Consider the following 25,352-nt stretch of genomic DNA (forward strand, 5'->3'; position numbering starts at 1 on the left):
GGGATGCGGCCCCGGCCCCGCAGGGACGTGCGCCGTCCTCCTCCAGTGCCTACTGGGCAGTTCGTCTGGAGGCGCGTGCCCGCTCCAGGGCGGCGTCGAAGTCGCGCTGGGTGTCGTCACACCAGTGCAGCAGGTCAGCGAGGACGTGCTGCAGGGTCTCGCTCGGACTGCGGCGCCAGCCGTCGCCCGAGAACGTGTACGTCTCCAGAGCCGCGTTGGCACGTCTCACCGCGGCATCGTGCTCTTCGGCCGTCACCGGCATCGTCCCCTCCCGTGGAAGCTCACAAAAACTATAGCGTGTTGTATATTTGCAGTGCATTTCACTTTTGGGCGAGGCGAGCACGAGCGACCGGGGCAGAGGCAGGAACGCATGGAGACACCCTCGGACGGGCTGCGCACGGTGACGGCCGTCCGGTATGTGACCCCGCTGCGCAGCGGTGGCTCCGTCCCCGGTGTCGTCGAGGCCGACGACCTGGGAACGTATGTGGTCAAGTTCACCGGCTCGGCGCAGGGGCGCAAGGCGCTCGTCGCCGAGGTCGTCGTGGGCGAGCTGGCGCGTCACCTCGGGCTGCGGGTGCCGGAGTTGGTGCTGGTGAACTTCGATCCATCGGTCGCCGCCGAGGAGCCGCACCAGGAGGTGCAGGACCTGCTGCACGCCAGTGCGGGACTCAACCTCGGCATGGACTACCTGCCGGGGGCCACCGACTTCACGCCGGGTGCGCGGGATGTCGACCCGGTGGAGTCCGCCAGGATCCTCTGGCTGGACGCGTTCACCGCGAACGTGGACCGTACGGTTCACAGCTCGAATCTCGTGACGTGGCCGGCCTCCGGCCACCAAGAGCCCCGCCTGTGGCTCATCGACCACGGCGCGTCGCTGGTGTTCCACCACCGCTGGGAGAGCGCGGCCGACGCGGTCGGCAAAGCGTACGACTTCCGGTCACACGCCCTCGTCTCGCCCGGCCTCGACATCGCGGCCGCGGACGCCGAGCTGGCGCACCGGGTGACCCCGGAGTTGCTGCGCCGGGTCGTCGCCGCCGTACCGGACGCATGGCTGGCCGATGAGCCGGGGTTCGGCACCCCGGACGACGTCCGCGACGCCTACGTGACCCACCTGGCCTCCCGCGCACGGGTATCCGCCCACTGGCTCCCCAAGGACATGACGTGAGTGAAGGACTGCGGGAACGGAAGAAGCGGCAGACACGGCAGCGCATCTCCGAGGCGGCCCTCGGCCTGTTCGTGGCACGCGGCTTCGACAACGTCACCATCGCCGAGGTCGCGGCGGCGGCGGACGTCTCGGTCAAGACCCTCTACAACTACTTCGAGGCGAAGGAAGACCTCGTCCTGCCACCGGACGAGGCGTCCCCGCAGCGGCTCGCCGACATCGTGCGCGCCCGGCAGCCCGGCGAATCCGCCGCACGGGCGGTGCTCGGCCGGCTGCGGGACGAACTGCGTCGCCGTGACCGGAAGGTGGGCCTGACCGCGGGCTTCGGCCCCGTGTTCGAGATGATGCGGGCCGCCCCCACGCTCACCGCCCGTCTGGAGGACCTCGGCCGACAGATGACCGACGCCCTCACCACAGTCCTGGCCGAGGAGACATCAGCCGCGCCCGACGACCAGACACCGCGCGTGGTCGCCGGCCAGATCGGCTGGTTCCACTCGATGGTCTACAGCGAGATCGGCCGACGCATCGTGGCGGGCGAGAAGCCGGCCACCATCGCCGAGGCCCTGCTCGAACTCCTCGACGTCGTCGAGGAGATGCTGGGCGAACGAGCGCTCGGCTACGCCACCCGCGAAGGCTGACGCACCGGTACGTATTCGGCACCTCGCTGGCGGGTCAGCAGCGCAGCGCGTCCGCTCCACCGACAGCACGGAGCAGAACTTCCCGACGGCAGGCGCACTTGGCGGACAAATAATGTGATCCGCCCAGATCCTGAACGACGGATGTGTCGGGCGGCTGCCATCCTCGGGGACCTCGTGGATATGCCGGTGACCAGGGCGTACCGTTGGGTCGCGCCGATGCGCCGCAGCCTCAGGGTTCTGGTTCGATGGTGGGCGCCTTCATTGTCGGCTGCAAGGAGCAAGACCCTGAGTGCGTCGTTCGCGGAAGCGCTGTCCATCGGGCTGTTGGTGCTGGTGCTGGTCTGTGCGGTGGTGCGGCCGTGGGGATGGCCGGAGGCGGTGGTCGCGGTCCCCGCAGCCGGGCTGGTGATCCTCACTGGCGCGATCTCGCCGGCGGACGCATGGGCCGAGGCGGAACGGCTCGGGCCGGTGATCGGGTTCCTCGCGGCCGTGCTGGTGCTGGCCCAGTTGTGCGACGACGAGGGGCTGTTCCACGCCTGCGGGGCCTGGATGGCCCGCACCTCCGCCGGAAGTCCGCAGCGGCTGCTGATGCAGGTGTTCGTGGTCGCCTCCGTGATCACGGCGGTGCTCAGCCTGGACGCCACCGTGGTGCTGCTCACGCCGGTGGTGTTCGCCACCGCCGCCCGGCTCGGTGCCCGGCCCAAGCCTCACTTGTACGCCTGCACCCACCTTTCGAACACCGCCTCGCTGCTGCTGCCGGTCTCCAACCTGACCAATCTGCTGGCCTTCGCCGCCAGCGGGCTGAGCTTCACCCGCTTCGCCGCGCTGATGACGCTGCCGTGGCTGGCGGCCATCGCCGTCGAGTACGTGGTACTGCGCCGCTACTTCGCCGCCGATCTGGACGCGGGCGCCCCGGCCGCGGCCGAGACGCAGGCACCGGAGATGCCGCTGTTCGCGCTCATCACCGTGGCGGGCACGTTGGCCGGCTTCGTCCTGACCTCCGCGCTCGGCGTCGACCCGGCCTGGGCGGCATTCGCCGGCGCCCTGGTGCTGGCCGGCCGGGCCCTCGCCCAGCGGCGCACCACCCCGGCGGCGATCCTCCGCTCCGCCGCCGTGCCGTTCCTGGCCTTCGTCCTCGCACTCGGCGTCGTGGTCCGGGCGGTGGTCGACAACGGGCTGGCCTCCGCACTCGGGCACCTCGTCCCCCACGGCACCTCGCTGCCCGCCCTGCTCGGCGTCGCGGCGCTGGCGGCCGTCCTGGCGAACGTCATCAACAACCTGCCCGCCACCCTCGTCCTGCTCCCGCTGGCCGTGCCCTCCGGTGCCGGCGCCGTCCTGGCGGTCCTGCTGGGGGTGAACATCGGCCCCAACCTCACCTACGCCGGCTCGCTGGCCACCCTGCTGTGGCGGCGGATCGTCCGGGAACACGACACCGAGATCGGGCTGGGCGAGTTCACCCGGCTCGGACTGCTGGTCGTGCCCGCCGCCCTGGTGCTGGCTGTGCTGGCACTGTGGGGGTCCCTGCAGACCATCGGAGTATGAGGAGGCCGACACCGTGACCGTCGTCGTCTGGATCACCGAAGGCACCTGGCCCGCCTGCGTCGACGCCGCCCGCAGCCACGCGCCACAGGACGCTCAGATCGTCCTGCTGCACGTCAGCGGCCAGGACGTCCCCGGCGTCGCACACGGCGCCTTCGCGGGCCTGCTTGGACGCGGCCACCGCGAGCGCGACCCCGGGGACCAGGTGGAACGCCTCGCCGCCACATCCGCCCGGCACCTCCTGGACGCCGCCGCCGACCGCCTCCTCCGTCCCTGCACCCGCCTGGAGCGCACCGGACGCGTCGAGCGTGAGGTCGTCGCGGCGGCCGAGGACGCCGAGCTGCTCGTCCTCGCGCGGGACGGCGACCGCACCCGCCTCGGACCGCACAGTCTCGGCCCCGCGGCCCGTTTCGTCGTCGACCACGCGCCGTGTCCGGTGCTGCTCGTCTGGCCGGAGCCGGCACCGGGTGCCGACACGCTCCCTCCCCCACCGCACCACCAGCGGTAGTACGACCGACCGACGTTCAGTGGCCGACGTCCGGCCCCGGGTAGGAGACCCGGCGGCGGCTGCCCGCCGGAAGGCGCAGCCGCAGGCGCCGGGCGTCGCCGGGAACCACGGCCGCCTCGGCCAGGTTGCCCGCCTCGTCGGTCACCACGGGGATGCCCCCGCGCCCGGGCAGGTACAGGTCGACCGTCACGTCCTGGACGGCGCGCAGCTCGGCTCCGGTCAGCAGACCCTGGCGCCAGCTCAGGCCGACCGTGAGCCCGCCCCGCGCGCGAAGGCCGCGGACGTCGCCGTCCGGCCAGGACGGCGGCAGGGCGGGCAGCAGCCGCAGGACACCGTTGTGGCTCTGCAGCAGCGTCTCGGCGATGGCGGCGGTGATGCCGAAGTTGCCGTCGATCTGGAACAGCCGGGGCGGGTGCAGGTCGAAGAGGTTGGGCGCGATCGAGGTGGCGAGCAGGCGCTCGACGGCGTGCCCGGCGAGGGCGCCGTCGCCCAGGCGGGCGGCGAGCGCGGCGACCCAGGCGAGGCTCCAGCCGGTCCCGCCCCCGCCGTGTTCCAGGCGGCGGTGCAGGGCGCGGCGGGCCGGGTCCAGCAGGGTGTCGTCGCCGAGCGGGTCGACGGCGCTGCCCGGGTAGAGGCCGTAGAGGTGGGACAGGTGACGGTGGCCCGGGTCCTCCTCGGGGAGGTCCTCCCGCCACTCCAGCAGGCGCCCGTCGGCTCCGAGGGCCGGGGGACGCAGCCGGGCGCGGGTGCGGGTCAACTCCTCCGCGAAAGCGTGGTCGACTCCGAGCTCGCGGGCGGCCGTGACGGTGTTGTCGAGCAGTTCGGCGGCGAGCCAGTGGTCCATGGCGCAACCGGCGTCGACGGCCGCCAGGGTGCCGTCGGGGAGGCGGAAGTGGTGCTCGGGCGAGGTGGACGGGCAGGTCACCAGTGTGCCGTCGGCGTCCTCGACCAGGAGGTGGGTGAGGAAGCGGGCCGCCTCGCGCATCACCGGGTAGGCGCGGTCGGCGAGAAAGGCCCGGTCCCGGTGGAAGAGGTGGTGGTCCCACAGGTGGGCGGCCAGCCACGGGCCCGCCATCGGCCAGAGGGCCCAGACCGGGTCCCCCGACACGGGGTTGGTGGCGCGCCAGAGGTCGACGTTGTGGTGGCAGCACCAGCCCTGGGCGCCGTAGTAGGCCCGCGCGGTGGAACGCCCGGCTTCGGCGAGGTCGGCGACCAGGTCGAACAGCGGCTCGTGGCACTCGGCCAGGCCGGTGGTCTCGGCGGGCCAGTAGTTCATCTGGAGGTTGATGTTGGACGTCCAGTCGGAGTTCCACGGCGGGGTGACGTCGTTGTTCCAGATGCCCTGGAGGTTGGCGGGCTGGGTGCCGGTCCGCGAGGAGGCGATCAGCAGGTAGCGGCCGTAGGCGAAGAGCAGGGCCGCGAGTCCGGGGTCCGCGGCGCCCGCGTTCGCGGCGGCGAGGCGTTCGTCGGTCGGCCGCGCCGCCGGTTCCTCCGGCCCGTGGAGCCGGAGTGCGGACGCGTCGAAGAGCCGCCGGTGGTCGGCCACGTGGGCGGCACGCAGTTCGTCGTAGTCCTGTCCGTCGGCGAGGTCCAGCCGACGGTGTGCCTCGGCGAGCGCTGTTTCGGGGCCCTCGGGGCGTCGGCGCCAGTCGCGGAACCCGGTGCCGACGGCGACCAGGAGCACCACCTCGTCGGCGGCGGTGACGTCGATCGCGCCTTCGCCGGTGCTGACGTGCCCGTTCACCGTGTGCACGCGGAGCGCAGCGGCGAAGCCCGTACCCTCGTCCGCCCGGTACGCGGCGGGTTCCTCCTGACCGGGCGTGACGCGCACCGGGGCGCGCCCGTGGATCGACAGCGTCCCGGTGCCGGGGTCGACGGCCGGGCCCGGGGCCGGGTGCGGCGTCGCCAGGCTCGCGCGGAAGGAGAGGGCGCCGGGGGTGTCCGCGCTGAGGCGGACGACCAGCACGCCCGCCGGGGCGGAGACGAAGCTCTCCCGCCGGTACCGGAGTCCCCCGGCCGTGAACGACACGGTGTGCACGGCCTCGGCGAGGTCCAACGCCCGCCGGTAGTCGGCGGGGTCGTCCTCGGCGCGGGAGGGGAAGGTCAGCGACAGGGTGGCCAGCGGTTGGTACGCCTCGGCGTCGGGGCCCAGGAGGTGGTCGGAGGCGATCGCGTGGGCGGCCGCGTGGTCGCGGTCGCGCAGTACCGCCGCCCGCAGGGCGGGGAGGTGGTCGGCGGCGCCCAACCGGTCGCGGGGGCCTGGTCCGCCGGACCACAGGGTGTCCGCGTTGAGCTCGATCCGCTCGGTGTGCACGCCTCCGTACGTCATGGCGCCGAGCCGGCCGTTGCCGAGCGGCAGCGCCTCCAGGAAGTCGTCGGCGGGGCGCCGGTACCAGAGCGTTTCCGTAGCGGGTTGCTGGTCGTCCGTCAGCACGGTGTCCATCCGATCGTGGTCGTGGCGGGGCTCGTCGTGGGGGTGTACGGGCCGGAAGAAGGTGGTCAGGGGGCGGTACCGGGGGTGCCGTGGCGGTCGCCGTCCCGCAGGGTGTGTTCGCACGTCAGGACTCCTCGGTCGCGGGATGCCGCTCGTGGTTGAGGCGGCCGGAGACGAAGCCGTCGACGACGACGGGCGTGGCGCCGAAGCCGGCCTCGGCCACGGCCTGCGCGATCGAGGGCAGTGCCGCCGCCGCGGTCGCCACCTCGGTGTCGAGTTCGACGCGGACCGTGTCGCCGAGGTCGCGCACCCGCAGTTGCTCGGATCGCAGCCCGGCCCGGTACAGCACTCGGCGCACCGCTGTCTCGGCGAGGTCGACCCGGGCCAGGCGGTGCGGGGTGACGGGGACGCCGTAGCGGATGCGGCTGGCCAGGCAGGGCGTGGCCGGTTTGTCCCAGGTCGGGAGGGACCACAGTCGGCTGACGGCCCGTACGTCCGCCTTGGTCAGACCGGCGTCCAGCAGCGGGGTGCGGATGCCGCGCTCGCGCCCGGCCCGGATGCCGGGCCGGAAGGGGTCGGCCGCGTCGTCGGCGTTGGTCCCGGTGGCGACCAGGTCGAAACCGTGGTCGCGGGCGACGGCGGCGATGGTGTCGAGGACCTCGGACTTGCAGAAGTAGCAGCGGTCCGGGCCGTTGGCGCGGTAGCCGGGTCGCTTCAACTCCTCGGTGCGGGGGGCGAGGTGCACCACTCCGAGGTCGTCGGCCAGCGCGCGGGCCCCGCCGAGTTCGCCGGAGGCGAGGCTCTCCGAGACGGCCGTCACCGCGAGCACGCCGTCCGGTCCCAGCGCCCGTACGCCGGCCGCGAGTACGAGGGCGGAGTCGACACCGCCGGAGTAGGCGACGGCGAAGGGCCCGGTCGCGTGTACGGCTGACAGCAGGGCGGCGGTCTTTCCCCCCACCGTGCCGTCGCCCACTGATTCGCCGTTCACGGCATTCCGCCTTTCTCCATCGGAGGGTCAGGGTGTTCCTGTTCCGCCAGCCGCCGGGCCCGTTCGGCGACGACGCGTAGCGGCAGGCCGGTGAGCCGGGAGGCGGTCGCGGCGTCGTCGTGCTCCGCCTTGGACCCGAAGGGGCCCTGCTTGACCCGCACGGGCACGCCGTCGATCTCGACGCTGCGCATCGTGCGGTGCACCGCGACGCGGGTCTGGACGCTCTGCCGGACGCCGAGCGTCCCGGTCTCCGCGAGCATCAGCTCCCGGAGCCGCTCGGTGGCTTCCGGTCTGGCGAGGACGTGCAGCACCTGGGCCGGCCGGCCCTTCTTCATCACGGCCGGCGTCGTCCAGGCGTCGAGCGCGCCTTCCTCCAGCGCCCGCGCGATGACGTGGGCAAGGACTTCGCCGGTGACGTCGTCGAGGTTGGTCTCCAGGGTGACCACGGCCTCGACCGCCGTGTGGTCCGCTCCCGTCGGGGTCAGCGGGCGGCCCAGGGTGACGGCCACGACGTTCGGCCGGTCGGCCAGGACTCGCGTGCCGGCGCCGTAGCCGGTCGTCACCGGCGTCATCGTCGGCGGCGGGCCGTACCGGGCACCGGCGGCGCGCAGCAGCGCGGCACCGGTCGGGGTGACGGTCTCCCCGCGCAGGTCGGTGCCGGTCACCGTGGCGCCGGACAGCAGCTCCAGGGTGGCGGGGGCCGGGCAGGGCAGCAGCCCGTGTCCGGCGCGGACCCGGCCGGTGCCGAGCGGCAGTGGCGCGCAGACCACCTCGGTGACGCCGAGGGTGTGGAGGGCGGCGGCGACGCCGACGATGTCCACCAGGGCGTCGTGGCCGCCGAGTTCGTGCAGGTGGACCTCGGCGGGGTCGGTGCCGTGCAGGCGGCCCTCGGCGCGGGCGATCGCGGTGAGCGCCGCGGTGCTCAGCGCGGCCACCGGCTCGGGGCGTGCCGAGGCGGCCAGCTCCAGCAGTTCGGCGGCCCGTCGCTCGGTGGCGGTGTCGGTCACCCGTACCCGGGCGCTGGTCGCGGTGAGCCCGTGGACGGTCACCTTCTCGGCGTCGAGTTCCCAGCCGGTGAGGCCGGTCGCGTCGATCGAGGCCCGGACCTGTTCCAGCGGGGCGCCGGCGTCGAGCAGGGCGCCGAGGAGCATGTCGCCGGCGAGGCCGGTGAACGGGTTGATCCAGCAGATCACGAGCGCCGGCTCCTCACCCAGGCGAGCCGGTGCGCGGCCATCGCCGCGCCGAAGCCCGAGTCGATGTTGACCACCGTGAGGCCGGCCGCGCAGGAGGCGTGCATGGCCAGCAGCGCGGTGACTCCCTCCAGGGACGCGCCGTACCCCGTCGAGACGGGCACGGCGATCACCGGGCAGCCGACCAGCCCGCCGACGACGCTGGCCAGGGCACCCTCCATCCCGGCCAGGACGACGACCGCGTCGCTCTCGCGCAGCTGCTCCTGGACGCGGAGCACGCGGTGGAGGCCGGCCACGCCCACGTCGTGCACGGTGGTGACCGCCAGTCCCACGGCCTTGGCCACGGCGGCGGCTTCGGTGGCCACCGACCAGTCGGAGGTGCCGCCGGAGACCACGGTCAGGGCAAAGCCGTTCGATGCTGCCGGGCGCCACACCAGCAGGCCGGCCAGGACGTCGTAGGAACCTCCCGGCACGTGGCCGAGGACGTCGGCGGCGGTCCCGGCGTCCACCCGGGTGACCAGGACCGGCCCGGTGTTGGCGCGCAGCAGTTCGGCGACGATGGCGCAGATCTGAGCGGGTGTCTTGCCCGGCCCGTAGACGACCTCGGGCAGTCCCTGGCGCTGCTCGCGGCCGATGTCCACCTGGGCGAAGTCGAGGTCGTGGACGCGGGTGGGGTGCATGGGGCGCTGCTCCTCGCGGGGTACTGGGGTCGGGGAAGGCGGGCCGGGCTCGGGCGCGCGCGTCAGGGCGTCGCCGCTCCGTCCGGCCGCAGGTACGGAATCGTCATCGGCCCTTCCGGCAGGACGCACACCCGGGCGTCCGGGCCGGCGGCGGCGAGTGCCTCGGCCACGGTCGCCGAGATGTCGGCGGTCTGCTCCAGGTGGGCGGTCGCCAGTTCGGCGTCGCTGAGGTGGGAGGTGTGCATGACCACCCGACAGGAGGACTGGATCCGGGCCTGGACCTGCACCTGCCACTGGTCGGGCACGGTCCGCGGCCTGGCCTCGATCTCCGCGAGCAGGGCCTGCGGGGAGGGTGCGGAGGCCAGCACCTCGCGGTAGGAGCCGTGGTCGGGGAAGCCGTCGCGGCACTCGGCCGCGCAGACGATGAGCCCGCCGGGCCGGACCACCGTGTGGGCGGCCGACATGCCCTTGACCGACTGGTACAGGTTCTGGTCGAGCGGGTGGCCCGCGTTGGTGGTGACCACCACGTCGAAGCGGTGCTCGACCGGGCGCATCGCGATCCGGCGGGCGGCGGCGGTGGCCGCGGCGTGCATGGGCAGCAGGTCGCCGCCGAAGGCCTCGACGATGCGGTGGTCGCGGTTGAGGACGACGTCGAGGGCGAAGTCGACGCCGGTGCCCGCCGCGATGGCGCGGACATCGTCGTGGACGGGGTTGCCGTGAGTGGTGCCCCAGGTCGCCCGGGGGTCGCCGATCCGCTTGGCGTCGTGCAGGACGAGCACCGTCTCCAGTCCGGCCAGGCCCGGGGCCACCAGCTTGGGGCCGCCGGAGAAGCCGGCGAAGAAGTGCGGTTCGACGAAGCCGGTGGTGATCCGGACGTCCGCCTCGACCCACTCCCGGTTGAGCCGGACCGGGACGTCGTCGCCCCAGCGACCCACCCAGGTCAACCGGGCGTCGTCGCGGGCGTCGTGGTTGACGATCCGGATCCGGTCGACCACCTCGTCACCGAACATCCGCCGCAGTTCGTACGGGTCGTTGCCCCGGTGGGTGCCGGTGGCCACCAGGATCACCACGTCCTCGGGCCGGACGATCCCGTCGAGTTCGGCCAGGACCGCCGGGATCATCAGGTGGCGCGGCTGGGGCCGGGTACCGTCACAGGCGGAGATGGCCACCGTCCGGCCCGGTTTGACCCGTTCCCGCAGCGGCGGACCGGCCACCGGTCTGCGCAGTGCCTCCCGGAGCACGGCCGTCTCGTCGGCGGCGCCCGGGTGGTGCAGCGGCTCCACGACGGTGGTGACGGCCGGGTCGACGTCGATGTCGAGCCCGGCCTCCCCGAAGGCGAGTCGCACCTTCATATCGGTTCCTTCTCTGCGCCGGGCGAGGTCGGCTCGGGCAGGCCGTAGGCCCGCACCGCTGTGCCGCCGAAGACCTGGGCGCGCTCGTGCGACGGCAGTCGGTTCGTCAACTCATCGGCGCTGTCGACGACTTGTTCATAGGAGGCGGCCAGCAGGCAGACCGGCCAGTCGGAGCCGAACATGACGCGGTCGGACCCGAAGGCGTCCAGGGCGGTTTCGGCGTAGGGGCGCAGATCGGCGACGCTCCAGGTGTCCCGGCGGGCTTCCGTCACCAGGCCGGAGAGCTTGCAGAAGACGTTGGGCTCACGGGCCAGTTCGCGCAGTCGACCTGCCCAGGGCTCCCGTTCGCCGCGCGCGATCGGCGGCTTGGCGAGGTGGTCCAGGACGAACGGCTGGTCCGGGAGGGCGCGTACGGTCTCGATGGCGCAAGGGAGTTGGTGGGGCAGGACGAGCAGGTCGTAGCAGAGGCCGGCGTCGCCGACCGCGCGCAGTCCGCGCCGGACGTCCGGGCGGGCGAGCCAGGCCGGGTCGGCCTCGCCCTGGACGAGGTGGCGGAGGCCGACCAGGTGCTCGCCGCCCGGCCCCTGCCGCAGTTCGGCCAGGGTGTCGGCGATGTCGGGCGCGGTGAGCTCCGCCCAGCCGACGACGCCGGCGACCAACGACTCGGCGGCGGCCAGGGCGAGGAACTCCCGGGTCTCCGCCAGGTCCGGCAGGACCTGCACCAGAACGGTGCGTTCGATGCCCGCCGCCCGGGTGCAGGGGGCGAGGTCGGCGATTGAGAAGTCACGCCGGATGGCCGCCGACTCCGGTTCGTCGAGCCAGGTCTGGGGGCGCCGGCCCAGCTCCCAGACGTGGTGGTGCGCATCGACTCTCACCCGCGATCGCTCCTCGGTCAGTGGTGGACGGCAGGTCAGGTGGTACGGGGCTGGTCCGACTGCGGGCGCGAGGCGGCGGGGATCGGCTCCCCCTCGGCCAGCTGGTCGCGCAGCCAGCGTTCGGTGGTGTTGATGTGCATCAGTGCGGCGGCCTGGGCGAGGTTCGGGTCGCGGGCGACGAGGGCCTGGTGGATCGCCTCGTGCTCGGCGATGGTCCGCCCGGCCGCGTCCGCGTCGGCCAGCCCTCGCCAGGCCCGGGCGCTCAGGGTGCGCCCGGAGATGTGCTCCAGCAGCGTGGCCAGGGTCTCGTTGCGGGTCGCGCGGATCACCGCCCGGTGGAAGGCCGCGTCGTGCTGGAGCAGCAGCTCCACGTCGTCCCGTGCGTCCCGCATGGCCGACAGGTGCCGTTCCACCTCGGCGAGGTCCTCGTCGGAGATGCGGGTGGCGGCCAGCGCGGTGGCGACCGGCTCGAACAGCCTGCGCACCTCGGTGAGTTCCAGGACGGTGTCCCCCTGGAGGAGTTCGACCGCGCCACCGAGGCCCTCCAGCAACAGGCCGGGAGCCAGGCTGGTCACATAGGTGCCGTCGCCGCGCCGGATCTCCAGGACACGGGCGACGACGAGCGCCTTGACCGCCTCGCGCATCAGGTTCCGGGACAGGCCGAGCTCGGCCGCGAGCTGCTGCTCCGGGGGCAGCTTCGACCCCGGGGGCAGCTCGCCGTCCCGGATCATCTGGCGGATGCGGGCGATTGCTTTGTCAGTCAGGGACACGGCGCAAACGTAGCAGGTGATCCCATGTCTCGGAAGACATCCGATCACTATCTCCGGTCGACTGGCCCATAAGACCTGGGAGTTCGTCGCCACGCAGGCTCACGTCCTGAGCGCCGGAGACCGGTTCTCCACTGCATCCATCCCATGTATTGAGGCGAAGAACGGTCTGATCGAGGGCGGTTCAGGATTCGGCGTAGGCCGTCGCCTGGATGCCGTAGAGCTCGGCGTAGCGCCCCTGGCGGGCCAGCAGTTCCTGGTGCGAGCCGATCTCTTCGAGGCGTCCTCGGTCGAGCACCACGATGAGGTCGGCACCGGTGACGGTCGAGAACCGGTGCGAGACGATCACGGTGATCGCCCCGGTGCGCGCCGCGAGCTCGCGGGCACGGGCCATCTGGCGCTGGAAGATCTCCTGTTCACTGGGCGCGTCCAGGGACGCCGTGGGCTCGTCCAGGACGAACAGCAGCGGCTCGCGGCGCATGGTCGCCCGCGCCAGGGCGGTCTTCTGCCACTGCCCCTCGGACAGGTCCACCCCGCCCAGGGCGCGGCCGAGCCGGGTGTTCACGCCCTGGGGCAGCCGGCTGACGAAGCCGGTGGCCTCGGCCTCGCGCAGCGCCTCGGCGATGCGCTCCCGGTCGTCGAGGTGGGGCAGGTCGCCCAGGCCGACGGTTTCGGAGAACACGGTGCGGTAGCGGCCGAAGTCCTGGAAAGCGGCGCTGGTGCGGGCGTGCCAGCCGGCGCTGCCGTAGCGGGCGAGGTCCACCCCGTCGACGGTGATCCGGCCCGAGTCCGGCTGGTAGAACCGGTTGAGCAGCTTGACCAGGGTGGTCTTGCCTGAGCCGTACTCGCCGACCACGGCGACGACCGTCCCCGCCGGGATGGTGAGGCTCACGTCCTCCAGGGCGAACCGGTCGGTTCCGGGGTACCGGTAGCTGACCCGGTCGAAGACGATGCCCTCGGTGAGCCGGGCCGGCGTCGCGAGCTCACCGGCGTCGCGGGTGCGGTCGGCGACGAAACGGCGCAGCCACAGGTAAGGATCGACGAAACGCTGGGCGGCGACGGAGTCGGTCGTGCGGCCGACGGCGGCCTCGACCGAGCCGCGCAGGGTGGACGCGACGGTGACGGCGAGGACGATGTCGCCGGGTGAGCCGTGTCCCCGGGCGGTGCGGTGGATGACGACGGCCAGGGCGGCCACGAATCCTGCGGTGAACAGCGCCCAACCGCTCACCCGCCAGACGGCGGCGCGGAGTTGGGCCCGGAACCGGTGCTCGGCGGCCTCCTCCCAGACGGCGGCCTGGCGGCGGGCCAGTTCACCGCCCGCCCCGGCGACCCGGATCTCCTTGGCGGCCGCCGCCTCCGAGACGGTGTCGAACAGGTGCTTCTGGAGGCGGATCGCCTCCGCCGTCTCGGTCTCGGCCCGGCTGACCCGGCGCTGGCCCTGCCGGTCGAACCAGAGCGGGGCGGCGGCGAACAGGAGCAGAAGCAGCAGCCAGGGGCTCACCGTGCCCAGCAGCAGGAGGGAGACGCCGAGTTGGAGCACGCCGAAGGCGGCGGTGACGGCCGACCAGAAGCCGTTGACGATGCTCCAGGGGGCGCCGAGGACGATGGTCACCCGGTCCAGGAAGTCGCTGCGCTCCACGTGCTCCAGCCCGTCCAGCAGCGCGATGTCCCGGTCGATCGAGGCCGGCAGGTCCAGCACGGCCACCTGGTCCACCAGCCGGCCCTTGACGTTGAAGCCCAGGTCGGTGAGCGCGGCGGTGGCGGCGTAGACGAGGGCGGCGCCGACCGCCCCGGCGACGGCCGCCCCGGTGTCGTGGTCGATCGCGCCGTTGATGGCCGCGCGCAGGGTCAGCGCGGTGGCGGCGACCGTGACCAGGGAGAGTGCCTGGGTGAACAGGACGCCGATCGTCAGCCAGCGTGAGCGGCGATAGGAGACGGCCAGCAGTTCGCGGGCCAGCCCGAGGTAGTCCCGTGCGGTCGCACGGTACTCGGGCTGCTGCGGGTCCGGGGTCAAAGGAGTTCGCTTTCGTCCGTGCGGTCGTCGTAGCCGAGCCGGAAGCGCTCGGCCTGGATGGCGAAGAGCTCGGCGTACCGGCCGCCGAGGGCCGTGAGTTCGTCGTGGGTGCCGGATTCGGTGATCCGCCCGCCGTCGAGGAGCACGATGCGGTCGGCCTGCCGGACGGTGGAGAGCCGGTGCGAGATCAGCACCACGCCGGCCCGGCCGCGGTGCTCCGCGAGCCGGTTGAAGACCTCGAACTCGGTGCGCACGTCCAGGTGCGCGGTGGGTTCGTCGAGGACCAACAGGTCGGCGCCGGTGTGCACGGAGTACAGGGCGCGGGCCAGGACGGCCTGCTGCCACTGGCCTCCGGAGAGGTCGACCCCACCGGTCCGGGTGCGGGCGAGCGGGGTGTCCCAGCCGTCGGGGAGCCGTTCCAGCACCGCGTCGAAACCGGAGTCCTTCGCGGCGGCCTCCAGGGCGGCCCGGTCGACGGGCACGGTGGCGTGTCCGAGCGCGACGTTGTCGGCCGCCGACAGCTGGTACTTGACGAAGTCCTGGAAGACGACCGAGACGTGCTCGCGCCAGCCGGCGGCGCCCAGCTCGGCGATGTCGCTCCCGTCGGCCGTGATCCGTCCCCGGGTGGGCCGGTAGAGGCCGGACAGCAGTTTGATCATGGTGGACTTGCCCGCGCCGTTGAGCCCCACCACGGCCAGCAGTTCGCCGGGCCTGATCTCCAGGTCCAGGCCGTTCAGCACGGTGCGCCCGGTGCCCGGGTAGGTGAAGGAGACGTCCTCGAAGGCGACCAGTGGCGGTCCGGTGCGCCGCTCCGCGCGGGGCGCGGGGAGGGCGTCCGCGCGGGCGGCCTGCGGGCCGAGGAGCTCCCGCAGCTCCTGGTAGGCCAGCATGCCCTCGGTGGCGGCGCGGATGTTGCGGACGTCGTCGCTGTAGCCCAGCGACTGCACGAGCGACCAGGAGGCGGTCAGCACCGCGGTGAGGGTTGAGACGGCCACCGCACCCTGGGCCGCGTCCCTGGTCACCGCGAGATACACGACGACCAGCGGGGCGCCGACCAGCAGGAACTGGCTCCACTCGTTGCGCAGCAGTCTGCGGGACACCTCCCAGGTGGGACCGAACATCGCCCGCAGGTGCCGCTGGATGCGTTCGACCATCCAGTCGCCGAAGCCGAAGACCCGCACCTCCATGCTGGGGCCGACGGCGGTGAGTGCCTCCCGCCAGGCCTCGGCGTGCAGTCCGTGCTCGATGCCCTTGCGCCACACCGCCGTGAAGACGTGCGCCTGACGGTTGCGCAGGTACTGGTTGACCGCACCGGGCACCAGCAGGACCGGCACGGCCCACCACACGTACTGCGCCAGCACCGCGCAGGCGCCGGCCAGGCCGAGGAGCGAGGCGACGCGGCGCAGGCGTCCCAGCGCGCCGTCGGCCGGGGTGCGCTCGGTCCAGTTGGCCGGTTGGGCGCGGGCCCGGCGGATCAGCTGTTGCACCTCCGGCGTCTCCAGCGCCTCGATCGTGGGGCTCGCCGTGGCGAGCCGCAGGACCCTGGCCCGGTGCGCCCCGTCGATGCGCAGGGCGGCGAGGTGCGCCAGCGGCGCGGTCAGCGCCTCGATCACGTGCCCGAGGAGCAGGACCGCGCCGAAGGCGGCGAGGGGGACGAGGGCGGCGTCGAACAGGTCCGCGCCCGGATGGTTCTGCACGCTGGCCACCAGGGCGGCGGTGGCCAGTGCGGTGGCGGCCGGCAGGGCCGCCTGGACGACGAGGAGCCCGACCAGTGCGGCCAGCAGCCGTGGTCGGGCGTCCCGCAGCGGGCGCAGAAGCAGGGCCAGGTGTTCCGCCCTCGATCGAATGGCGCCGTCGAAGCGCTTCGACTCGAACATTCGCCAAATCTGACAGAATTCCTGACCGCATGTCAACCGATCTTTTCCACCCCAAAATTCCGTTGAATTCATCGAATTGGCGTCGAATATCCGGGGAACCGAAGTCGGATCGATGGGATGCGGAATTCAACCTGCGGTCAGTAGCCATGGATCAGCTTGTAGGCGACCTCGGGCAGGAACTGTCCGGCCGTCGATCCCGTACCGGTGCCGCAGTTTCCGTCGGACTCGCCGGGCACCTTGATCCACAGCAGCATCTCGGCGCCGGCGCCGACCCGCGTGGGCGTGCCGATCCTGCGCGCCGCCGGGTTGCACCAGTTGCCGTCTGATCCGTTGCCGTTGCGGGCGGTGTCGATGACGAACGGCTTGGTGAACCCGTTCGCCGACCGCAGGGCCGCGTTGACGGCGTTGCCGTACGCGATGTTCTCCGCGGTGCCGTAGTAGTTCGACACGTTCAACGAGAATCCGTGCGCTCCGCTCGCCCCGGCCGCGACCAGGTGCTGGGCCATGGTCTCGGCGCTCATCCAGGCGGGGTTGCCGGCATCCAGGTAGAGCCGGGTGTTCGGGGCCTTGGCGTTGAACTGCGCGATGGCGTTGCGCAGCATCGCGTTCCGCTCGGCGATCTGAGCGGCGGTCATGCAGGTCTCGTCGCCGAGCGAGTCCGGTTCGAGGACGACCACCGCCGGCCGGTGACCGATGCCGCCGGCGAAGGCGGCGATCCAGGTGGCGTAGTCGGCGGGGGTGCCCGCGCCACCGCCGGACTGGCCGGCGCAGATGTCCCGGTCGGGGATGTTGTACGCAACCAGGATCGGCAGCTTGCTCTTGGCGGCGGCCGCACCGACGTAGGCCCCGGTCGCCGTCCCGATGGTGCCGCTCCAGTTGCCGAACCAGCGTGCCGTCGGCACGTCGGCGATCGAGGCCTGGATCGCGGGGGCGCGGCCGTCGGCACGGTTGGCGTTGACCCACTGCTGCGCGGTGGAGTCGGGGTCCGCGTAGAAGCCGTCGGTCAGGGTGGTGGGGTCGGCAGCATGGGCGGTCGCAGGCTGGACCGCGACCAGGAGGGCGGTCAGTGCGGGTGCCATGAGCAGGGACAGTCGGCGGATCGATCGGCGCATGGGGGCTTCCTCCGCTACGGGGTGGGGGCTGGCGGGAGGTCGTGGACGGTGACGGTCGGGTGCAGTCGGCGGGTGTGGTCGAGCGGGCGGGCCGGGCCGGTGAGGCGCAGCGGGACGGTGAGGCGGGGGTCGGTGCTGGAGGCGGAGATCCGCAGTTCCAGTGCGCCGGGTTCGACGGTCCGCCCGCCGTCGCGGCCCGTGAAGGAGGCCAGGTCGGCGGGGAGGGTCAGCTCCACCCGGCAGCCCGCTCCGGCGTCCAGTGGGATCCGGCGGTAGCCGATCAGCCGCTGCACCGGCTGGACGACGGTGGCCACCGGGTCGTGGAGGTACAGCTGCACCACCTCGGCGCCCGCCCGGGTGCCGGCGTTGCGCAGTTCGAAGGCGAGCCGGAACGCGCCGTCGGTGCCGGTCTCGGCAGTCCGCACCTCCAGGCCGGACCAGGTGAACTCGCTGTAGCCTAGCCCGTGTCCGAAGCCGAAGGCGGGTGTCGGGTCGGTGCTGGAGACCTCGCCGGCCTGGGCCAGCCTGGCGGCCAGGTAGGTGGAGGGCTGGACCCCGGGGTGGGCGGGGACGGAGACGGGCAGCCGTCCGGACGGGTTGACGCGCCCGCTGAGCACGCCCGCGAGCGCCACCGTCCCGGCCTCGCCCGGGAAGAAGCACTGGACGATCCCGGCCGCCTCGGTGCCGGCGCGCCCGAGCGCATACGGCCGCCCCGCCAGCAGGGTGACCACCACGGGCGTCCCGGTGTCCAGTACCGCTTCCAGCAACTGCCGCTGTCTGCCGGGAAGTTCGAGCGATGCGGCATCGCATCCCTCGCCGCTGGTGCCGCGCCCGAACAGCCCGGCCCGGTCTCCGAGGGCGAGCACCACCGCATCGGCCCGCCGGGCGGCGCGTACGGCCTCGACGATGCCGGCGGTGTCCTCGCCGTCGACCGTCACGCCGCGCACCGTGCGCAGCTCGCTGCCGGGAAACTCGGCCGCCAACGCCTCGCGCAGGGTGGGGAGTTCGATGCCGAGCGGGGTCCCGGGGTGCTGTCCCCCGACGTGCACCGGAAAGGAGTAGCAGCCGAGCACCGCGGTGGGTTCGTCGGCGTTCGGGCCGATCAGCGCGATCCGCGCGGGGTCGTGCAGCGGCAGCAGGCCGTCGTTGCGCAGCAGCACCACGGCCTGCTCGGCGAGTTCGGCGGCGAGCGCGCGGTTGGCGGACCGGTCCAGGTCGACCAGGCCGCGCAGCGCCCCCGGTTCGCTCAGGTCGGCGTCGGCGAGGGCGTCCGGTACAGGGCTCCAGTCGGCGTCCAGCAGCCCGAGTTCGGCCTTCTGGACCAGGACGCGGCGCAGCGCCCGGTCGACCAGCCGCTCCGGGACGGTGCCCGTGACGACCGCGTCGAACAGCGGCTGTCCGAAGGCGTCGACGGTCGGCAGCTCGACGTCCACTCCCCCGGCCAGGGCCAGTGCGGCGGCGTCGGACCGGTCCTCGGCCACGCCGTGCAGGGTCTTGAGGAAGGCGATGCCGAAGTAGTCGGCGACGACCGTTCCGGTAAACCCCCAGGTGTCCCTGAGCAGTCCGGTGAGCAGGGCCTGGTCGGCGGCGGAGGGGAGGCCGTCGGTGTCGGTGTAGGCGGGCATGACCGCGCGGGGTCGGCCTTCGCGGACGGCCATCTCGAAGGGCGGCAGGATGACGTCGGCGCGCTCGCGCGGCCCCATCGAGACGGGTGCGAGGTTGCGTCCGGCGCGGGAGGCGGAGTACCCCGCGAAGTGCTTGAGGGTGGCGACGACCCCGGCCGACTCCAGGCCCTGGACGTAGGCGGTGGCGATGGTGCCGACCAGGTACGGGTCCTCACCGATGGTCTCCTCGACCCGCCCCCAGCGGGCGTCGCGGACCACGTCGAGCACCGGCGCGAGGCCCTGGTGCACCCCGACGGCCCGCAGGTCGCGCCCGATGGCGGCGGCCATCGTCCGGACCAGTCCCGGGTTGAAGGCGGCGCCCCAGGACAGCGGCACGGGGTATGCCGTGGCTCCCCAGGCGGCGAAGCCGGCCAGGCACTCCTCGTGAGCCAGGGCCGGGATGCCGAAGCGGTTGGCGGCGGCGATCCGTTGCTGGGTGCGCAGCAGCGAGAGCGCGCCGAGCGCCGGGTCGACCGGGGCGGTGCCGAACGGCCGGGTCAGCTGGCCGAGCCCGTACGGCAGGAGGGTGCCGAGGTCCGGTGGCGGCTCCATCTCGTGCTGGTGCGGGGCGACTTCGTCGCCGTCGGCGTCGGCGCCGACCCAGACGCCGACCAGTTGGGCGGTCTTCTCCCGCAGGGTCATCGCGGCGATCAGGGCGTCGGCCCTCGCCTCCGGGGTGAGCGTGGTGTCCCGCCACGCGGGCGCGGGCTCGGGGTTCCGGTGGTCGTTCATTTTCCTCCCACCCCCGTCAGGCCCTGGACCAGGGCGCGGCGGGCGAACAGGTAGACGACGAAGACGGGGAGCATGGACAGCACCACGGCGCTGAGCAGTCCGGGCACGTCCACGCCGTGTTCGGTCTGGAACTCGTACAGGCCGAGGGTGATGACCTTGGTGGAGTCGGACTGGGTGAGGATCAGCGGGAAGAGGAAGCCGTTCCAGGCCTGGAGGGCGGCGAAGACCGTGATCGAGGACAGTCCGCCCTTGGACAGCGGGAGCACCAGCTGCCGGAACACCCGCGCCGGGGACGCGCCGTCCATCGCCATCGCCTCGTACAGCTGGGGGCTGATGTCGCGCATCGCACCGGTCAGCACCAGGGTGCAGACCGGCAGGCAGAAGGCCGCGGTCGGGAGGACGACGCCGATCAGGTGGTCGTACAGGCCGGTCTTGCTGATGACATAGAACATCGGCACGATCACCGCCTGGGCGGGGATCGCCAGCCCGAGCAGGAACAGCCGGAACACCCAGCCGGTCGCCCGGCCGCGGGCGCGCACGATGGCGTAGGCGAGCGGCGGGACGACCAGCAGCACGATGGCGACCACGCCGGCGGTGACGGTCAGGGTGTTGAGGAAGTCCCGGCCGAAGCCGGTCGAGAGGTCGGTCAGGTAGTTCTGCAGGGTCCAGTGCGCGGGCGGCTTGAGCGGGCCCTCGGTGGAGTAGTCGGAGCGGGTGCGGAAGGTGGCGATCAGCAGCACGTACAGCGGCAGGCCGACCAGCAGCAGCCACACCAGGGAGCCGAACCCGGCCAGGACGTTGGGGCGCCGGCGCATCACAGGCCCTCCGTCGTGCCGCGCATCCGGTCGTAACCGGAGAGCCTGACCACCGCGAGCGAGATCAGGGTGGCGACCACCACGAGGACCAGCGCGATGGCCGATCCCGTGCCGAAGTCGAAGCCCTTGAAGGCCTTCTGGTACATGTAGTAGGCGGTGACGGTGGTGTCCGTGCCGGGGCCGCCCTGGGTGAGGATCAGCACGGTGTCGAAGGTGGTCAGGCCGCCGACCACCATGAGGATCACCGAGGTGATGACGGTGTTGCGCAACTGCGGCAGGGTGATGTGGAAGAACTGCCGCACCCGGCCCGCCCCGTCGACGGCCGCGGCCTGGTAGAGCACCTGGGGGATGGCCCGGGCGCCGCCCTGGTAGATCAGCGCGTGCAGCGGGGTGAACTGCCACACGCCGACGAAGGTCAGCACCCCGATCGCCCCGCTCCTGCTGCCGAGCAGGTTGCCGTCGCCGAACAGCCAGGTGAGCTGGGCCGGTACGCCGAAGTTGGGGTCGAGGACGGCGCGCCACACCACTGCGACGGCGGTGGCCGAGAGCAGCAGCGGCACGAAATAGATCGCCGACAGCACGGCCCGGTTGCGCTGCTGCCCGGCGGCCCAGACGCCGAGCAGGATGCTGATCGGCGTCTGGGTCAGCACGCCGAGGGCGGTGAGCAGCAGGGTGGTCCAGACGGACTGGAGCATCACCGGGTCGTGGAGCAGGGCGGTCCAGTTGGCCAGGCCGTTGAACCGCGGTTCGCCGATGCCGTCCCAGCTGGTGAAGGAGAGCACGACGACCAGCAGCAGCGGTGTGAGCGCGAACAACAGGAAGAACACCGCCGCGGGGAGCGCCCAGACGAAGCCCGGGCGGGTCGCCTCCGCGCCGAACCGCGCACGGCGCGTCATGAGGTCGGCAAGGCCTGCATGGCCTTGATGAAGCCGTCGGTGTCGATCCGGCCGTCGAAGAACTGCTGGACGGCCGTGTGCATCGGGGTCATGGCGCTCGGCGGGTAGGCCTGGTCCCAGGACAGCTGGAACGAGGGGGCGGCCTTGACCAGTTGGTACTGGTCCTTGGAGTAGGCGGGGCTGGCGGAGAGGTCGAGGAAGTCGACGGTGCCGGTGGTGGTCGGCAGGTTGCCGAGGGCCAGCTGCGCCTTCACGAACTCCTCCGAGTACATCAGCTTGAGGAAGGCCGCGGCGGCCTCCGGGTGCTTGGTCTTCTTCAGTACGGAGTAGAAGTTGTTGGTGTTGCCGACGACGTCGGCCGCGTCGCCCTTGCCGCCGCTCAGGGCCGGGAAGCCGGTGTAGCCGAGGCCGGTCTTGGCGAAGTCCGGGTTGGCGTCCTGCTGCGTGGCGTAGTACCAGGAGCCCATCAGCTCGAAGGCGGCCTTGCCCTTGGTGACCAGGGCCGGGGAGCCGCCGTCGGTGAACTTCACGGAGTCGAAGTTGCTCCCGAACGCCCCGGCGTCGACCAGCTGCTTGAGGGTGGCCAGCGCCTTGCGGCTGTCCTCGCTCGCCCAGGCCTCCCGGTCGCCGCCGATTGCCCGTTGGAACAGGGCGGGGCCGGCGATCCGGTCGTAGAGGTACTCGAACCACATCAGGGTGGGCCACTGGTCGCCGCCGCCGAGGGCGATCGGGGTGATGCCCTTGGCCTTCAGGGCCCTGGTGGCGGCGAGGAGGTCGTCCCAGGTCTTCGGTGGGGTGAGTCCGACGTCCGCGAGCACCTTCTTGTTGTGGAACAGCAGCACCGGCTGGGTGCCGCGCATCGGCACTCCGTACGGCTTGCCGTCCACCACCGCCGAGTTGAAGACCGAGGGCAGGAAGTTGTCCTTCAGGCCCGGGTCCTTGGCGATGAAGTCGTCCAGCGGCAGCAGCAGGCCCGCCTTGACGAACGGCTGGATGGAGCCGCCGCCCCAGTTGAAGAAGACGTCCGGGGCCCGCGGGGTGTTGATCACGGTCTGGAGCTTCTGCTGGTAGTCGGCGCCGGGGACGGTGTCGAGCACCGCCTTGACCTCGGAGGTCCGGTTGAACGTGTCGACGATCTGCTTCTCGACCTTGTTGCCGGCGTCGCCGTAGACCAGCACGTGGATCGTCCCGTCCCCGGCGTCGGAGGAGGCGCCGCCGGATCCGCAGGCGGCGGACGAGCCCAGGACGAGTGCGGTGACCGCGGTGACCGCGGCGAATCTCGATCGCATATCCTGCCCTCAGTTTCGAATGTTTCGAGCAAGTTGCCGAATGTTGTGGGAAACCTAGAACCGACCTGACCGCCCGTCAAGAGTGCGGACGGGATCGGCCCCGGGCCGTCGGCGGGCTAGCATCCGTGCGGTACGGACCGCCGCGGCCGTGCCCGACGCCACCCACGACGGAGTTCGCCCAGCAGGGCAGTGCAGGAGGAACCCGTGAACAGAGCGGCCACGCTCGCCGAGATCGCGCAGGAGGCAGGGGTCTCCGCGCCGACTGTTTCGAAAGTCCTGAACGGACGCGCCGACGTCGCCCCGGCCACCCGGGAACGGGTCGAGGAACTGCTGCACCGGTACGGCTACCGGCGGCGGCGCGGCAACCGCCGGACCAGCCCGCTGCTGGAACTGGTCTTCCACGAGCTGGAGAGCGCCTGGGCGGTGGAGGTGATCCGGGGCGTCGAGAACGCGGTCCGCGAGGAGGGCCTGAGCATCGTGCTCTCCGAGTCCGCCGAACGGCACGGCCCTGGCCAGTCCTGGGTGGACGGGGTGCTCGCCCGCCGCCCCACCGGCGTGGTGCTGGTGCTGTCCGACCTGGACCGCTCGCTGCGCGAGCAACTGGCCAGCCGGGACATCCCCTTCGTGGTGCTGGACCCGGCCGGCGACCCCGGCCGGGACGTGCCCGCCGTCGGCACCACCAACTGGGACGGCGGCCTCGCCGCCACCCGGCACCTGCTCGACCTCGGCCACCGCCGGATCGGCCTGATCGGCGGCCCCGCCCGGATGATGTGCAGCCGGGCCCGGGCCGACGGCTACCGGGCGGCGCTCGACATGGCGGGCATCCCGTACGACCCGGAGCTGGTCCGCGAGGGCGACTTCCACCACGAGTCCGGACGCCGGCTCGGCCTGGAGCTGCTGCGCCTGCCGGACCGGCCGACCGCCGTGTTCGCCGGGAACGACCTGCAGGCGCTCGGCCTGTACGAGGCCGCCCGCGAGCTGGGGCTGCGCATTCCGGGGGACCTCAGCGTGGTCGGCTTCGACGACCTGCCGCTGGCCCGCTGGGTGGGCCCGCCGCTGACCACCGTGCGCCAGCCGCTGACCGAGATGGCCGAGGTGGCGACCCACCTGGTGATCGACCTGGCCCGCGGGGTGCGGCCCGGCACCCTGCGGGTGGACCTGGCCACCAGCCTGGTCGAGCGCAGCAGCACCGCCCGGCCGCGTACGGTCGAACCCGGCCCGGCCGCGAACGGCTGACGGGACGTCCGACCCTCGGGCCGTCGGGCCGTCGGGCCGGAAAGCAGTGCGGCCGGACGGTCCGGGGGCCCGGCACCGTCCGGCCACACCGTTCCGCCGTGTCAGCCGAGCGTCCACTGCTGGTTGCTGCGACCGCTGCAGGTCCACAGCTGGGCCAGGGCGCCGTCGGCGGTGGAGGCGCCGGACACGTCCAGGCACAGGCCGGACTGGACGCCGGTGACGGTGCCGTCGGTGTTCAGGTGCCACTGCTGGTTGGCCTGGCCGTTGCACGGCCAGACGACCACCTTGGTGCCGGGGGCGGTGCCCTGCCCGGAGGCGTCCAGGCACAGCCGGCTGCCGCCGCCGTTGACACTCAGCTGGTCACCCGAGGTGTGCGTCCAGATCTGGTTGGTGCCGCCCCAGCAGCTGTAGATCTGCACCTGGGTGCCCGCCGTGGTCGAACCGTTCGGCACGTCCAGGCACTTGCCGGCACCGACCGCGTGCAACTCTCCCGTGGTGCCGCCGCCACCGCCGCCGGTGCTCGAACCGCCGAGGACGGAGAGCGCCGCGTAGTAGGCCGGCTTGGGCTGGTCGTTGCCGTCGTACATGGTGGCGGCGCCGGTTCCGGGGAAGGTGCCGGGGATCCAGGAGTGCGCGTCGTCCACGCCCCACTGGCTCACGCCCACGCAGCGGGAGACGGCCAGGCAGTCCCGCACCACGGCGGCGTAGTCGGTGGCCTGCTGCTGGAGTGCGGCGCCGGAGGCGGGGAGCTGGATCCGGTCGTCCAGTTCGGTGACGGCCACGTCCAGGCCCAGGTTCGCGAACCGCTGCAGGTTGGCCTGCATGTCGGCGGGGATCTGACCGAGGATGAAGTGGCTCTCGAACCCGATGCCGCCCAGCGGCACCCCCTGGGCGAGCAGCGACTGGGCCAGGCGGTAGAGGGCGTCGCTCTTCGCGTTCCCGCCCTCGATGCCGTAGTCGTTGATGTAGAGCTTGGCGCCCGGGTCGGCGGCGTGCGCGGTGCGTAGCGCATCGGCGAGGTAGTCGGTTCCCATCGCCTGGTAGAACACGTCCGGGACGAGGGAGCCGTCGCCGTTGTAGGGCTCGTTGATCACGTCCCAGGCGTAGACCTGGCCCTTGTAGTGGGTGGCCTCGGTGGTGATGTGCGCCTCCATCACGGAACGCACCTGCTTCAGCGGCAGATTCGACACCCAGGAGGGGAGTTGGTTCTGCCACACCAGGTTGTGGCCGCGCACCCGCATGCCCTGCGCCCGGGCGAACTGCACGAGCTGGTCGCCCGGCCCGAAGTCGTACGAGCCTGGGGACGGCTCGGTGGTGTCCCACTTCATCTCGTTGCCCGGGGTCAGCATGTCGAACTGCGCCCCGGCAACGGCGGTCTCACCGCCGACGCCGAGGTCACCGTCCGTCAGCGCGGTGCCGAAGTACCGGCCGTCGGCTTCCGCCGCCGCCTTCAACGTGCCGCCGGCCGCCGCGGCCGGGGTCGTCGCGGCCAGCGCGCCGGTCGCGAGCACCAGCGCCAGGACCAACGTGGCGGTCCAGGCGCGGTGCATTCCGATCAGGATCCTTCGAAGAGGCATGGTCGAC

At 72.6% G+C, this 25,352-nt stretch carries 21 protein-coding genes; 5 read left to right on the forward strand and 16 right to left on the reverse strand.

Annotation, left to right across the window (positions count from 1 at the left end; translation table 11 throughout):
- Positions 1-49 precede the first annotated feature (49 nt).
- The gene (locus tag ACFQ87_RS07985; protein ID WP_380609742.1) at positions 50-229 is read right to left on the reverse strand and encodes a hypothetical protein; all 180 of its coding nucleotides are present in this window, start codon (positions 227-229) and stop codon (positions 50-52) included.
- Positions 230-370: 141 nt separating this feature from the next.
- Between ACFQ87_RS07985 and ACFQ87_RS07990 the strand changes: the two genes are divergently transcribed.
- The 4 genes from ACFQ87_RS07990 to ACFQ87_RS08005 all read left to right on the forward strand — a co-directional run bounded on the left by ACFQ87_RS07990 (position 371) and on the right by ACFQ87_RS08005 (position 3,847).
- On the forward strand, positions 371-1,165 hold the full coding sequence (locus ACFQ87_RS07990; protein WP_380609743.1) for a HipA family kinase: 795 nt from the start codon (positions 371-373) through the stop codon (positions 1,163-1,165).
- Complete coding sequence (locus ACFQ87_RS07995) at positions 1,162-1,800, forward strand: TetR/AcrR family transcriptional regulator (protein WP_380609744.1); 639 nt, start codon at positions 1,162-1,164, stop codon at positions 1,798-1,800. Before ACFQ87_RS07990 ends, ACFQ87_RS07995 begins: the two co-directional genes overlap by 4 nt.
- Before the next feature lie 285 nt (positions 1,801-2,085).
- Positions 2,086-3,342, forward strand: a complete 1,257-nt coding sequence (locus ACFQ87_RS08000) for an arsenic transporter (protein WP_380609913.1) — start codon at positions 2,086-2,088, stop codon at positions 3,340-3,342.
- A gap of 13 nt (positions 3,343-3,355) precedes the next feature.
- Positions 3,356-3,847 (forward strand): universal stress protein, encoded by a 492-nt coding sequence (locus ACFQ87_RS08005; RefSeq protein ID WP_380609745.1) that lies wholly within the window; start codon positions 3,356-3,358, stop codon positions 3,845-3,847.
- Positions 3,848-3,863: 16 nt separating this feature from the next.
- Here ACFQ87_RS08005 and ACFQ87_RS08010 read toward each other — a convergent pair whose 3' ends face one another.
- The 14 genes from ACFQ87_RS08010 to ACFQ87_RS08075 form a co-directional block, all read right to left on the reverse strand.
- Entirely contained in the window at positions 3,864-6,290 is a 2,427-nt protein-coding gene (locus ACFQ87_RS08010; RefSeq protein ID WP_380609746.1) for a glycoside hydrolase N-terminal domain-containing protein, read from the reverse strand.
- 115 nt (positions 6,291-6,405) lie between these two features.
- Positions 6,406-7,269 (reverse strand): ATP-dependent sacrificial sulfur transferase LarE, encoded by an 864-nt coding sequence (larE, locus tag ACFQ87_RS08015; protein ID WP_380609747.1) that lies wholly within the window; start codon positions 7,267-7,269, stop codon positions 6,406-6,408.
- On the reverse strand, positions 7,266-8,462 hold the full coding sequence (larC, locus tag ACFQ87_RS08020) for a nickel pincer cofactor biosynthesis protein LarC (protein WP_380609748.1): 1,197 nt from the start codon (positions 8,460-8,462) through the stop codon (positions 7,266-7,268). Before larC ends, larE begins: the two co-directional genes overlap by 4 nt.
- Positions 8,459-9,139, reverse strand: a complete 681-nt coding sequence (larB, locus tag ACFQ87_RS08025) for a nickel pincer cofactor biosynthesis protein LarB (protein ID WP_380609749.1) — start codon at positions 9,137-9,139, stop codon at positions 8,459-8,461. The genes larC and larB overlap by 4 nt, the downstream gene beginning before the upstream one ends.
- Positions 9,140-9,201: 62 nt before the next feature.
- Complete coding sequence (gene larA / locus ACFQ87_RS08030; protein ID WP_380609750.1) at positions 9,202-10,491, reverse strand: nickel-dependent lactate racemase; 1,290 nt, start codon at positions 10,489-10,491, stop codon at positions 9,202-9,204.
- Positions 10,488-11,366 carry an amidohydrolase family protein gene (locus tag ACFQ87_RS08035; RefSeq protein ID WP_380609751.1) on the reverse strand — a complete coding sequence of 293 codons (879 nt, stop codon included), beginning with the start codon at positions 11,364-11,366 and terminating at the stop codon, positions 10,488-10,490. The genes larA and ACFQ87_RS08035 overlap by 4 nt, the downstream gene beginning before the upstream one ends.
- 35 nt (positions 11,367-11,401) lie before the next feature.
- A complete protein-coding gene (locus ACFQ87_RS08040) occupies positions 11,402-12,136 on the reverse strand; it encodes a FadR/GntR family transcriptional regulator (protein ID WP_380609752.1) in 735 nt (244 codons plus the stop codon).
- Between the two features lie 181 nt (positions 12,137-12,317).
- Positions 12,318-14,147, reverse strand: a complete 1,830-nt coding sequence (locus ACFQ87_RS08045; protein WP_380609753.1) for an ABC transporter ATP-binding protein — start codon at positions 14,145-14,147, stop codon at positions 12,318-12,320.
- Positions 14,144-16,024, reverse strand: coding sequence for an ABC transporter ATP-binding protein (locus tag ACFQ87_RS08050; RefSeq protein WP_380609754.1), 1,881 nt, complete (start codon positions 16,022-16,024; stop codon positions 14,144-14,146). Before ACFQ87_RS08050 ends, ACFQ87_RS08045 begins: the two co-directional genes overlap by 4 nt.
- 137 nt (positions 16,025-16,161) lie before the next feature.
- On the reverse strand, positions 16,162-17,136 hold the full coding sequence (locus ACFQ87_RS08055; RefSeq protein WP_380609755.1) for a glycoside hydrolase family 6 protein: 975 nt from the start codon (positions 17,134-17,136) through the stop codon (positions 16,162-16,164).
- Between the two features lie 14 nt (positions 17,137-17,150).
- A complete protein-coding gene (locus ACFQ87_RS08060; RefSeq protein ID WP_380609756.1) occupies positions 17,151-19,532 on the reverse strand; it encodes a beta-glucosidase in 2,382 nt (793 codons plus the stop codon).
- Positions 19,529-20,347, reverse strand: coding sequence for a carbohydrate ABC transporter permease (locus ACFQ87_RS08065; RefSeq protein WP_380609757.1), 819 nt, complete (start codon positions 20,345-20,347; stop codon positions 19,529-19,531). The genes ACFQ87_RS08060 and ACFQ87_RS08065 overlap by 4 nt, the downstream gene beginning before the upstream one ends.
- A complete protein-coding gene (locus tag ACFQ87_RS08070; RefSeq protein ID WP_380609758.1) occupies positions 20,347-21,243 on the reverse strand; it encodes a carbohydrate ABC transporter permease in 897 nt (298 codons plus the stop codon). The genes ACFQ87_RS08065 and ACFQ87_RS08070 overlap by 1 nt, the downstream gene beginning before the upstream one ends.
- Entirely contained in the window at positions 21,240-22,532 is a 1,293-nt protein-coding gene (locus ACFQ87_RS08075; RefSeq protein ID WP_380609759.1) for an ABC transporter substrate-binding protein, read from the reverse strand. The genes ACFQ87_RS08070 and ACFQ87_RS08075 overlap by 4 nt, the downstream gene beginning before the upstream one ends.
- Before the next feature lie 204 nt (positions 22,533-22,736).
- Between ACFQ87_RS08075 and ACFQ87_RS08080 the strand changes: the two genes are divergently transcribed.
- Entirely contained in the window at positions 22,737-23,768 is a 1,032-nt protein-coding gene (locus ACFQ87_RS08080) for a LacI family DNA-binding transcriptional regulator (protein ID WP_380609760.1), read from the forward strand.
- Between the two features lie 101 nt (positions 23,769-23,869).
- Here ACFQ87_RS08080 and ACFQ87_RS08085 read toward each other — a convergent pair whose 3' ends face one another.
- Positions 23,870-25,345 carry an endo-1,4-beta-xylanase gene (locus tag ACFQ87_RS08085; protein ID WP_380609761.1) on the reverse strand — a complete coding sequence of 492 codons (1,476 nt, stop codon included), beginning with the start codon at positions 25,343-25,345 and terminating at the stop codon, positions 23,870-23,872.
- Between the last annotated feature and the right edge of the window lie 7 nt (positions 25,346-25,352).

It is taken from the genome of Kitasatospora sp. NPDC056531, from assembly GCF_042794375.1.
Classification (GTDB): Bacteria; Actinomycetota; Actinomycetes; order Streptomycetales; family Streptomycetaceae; genus Kitasatospora.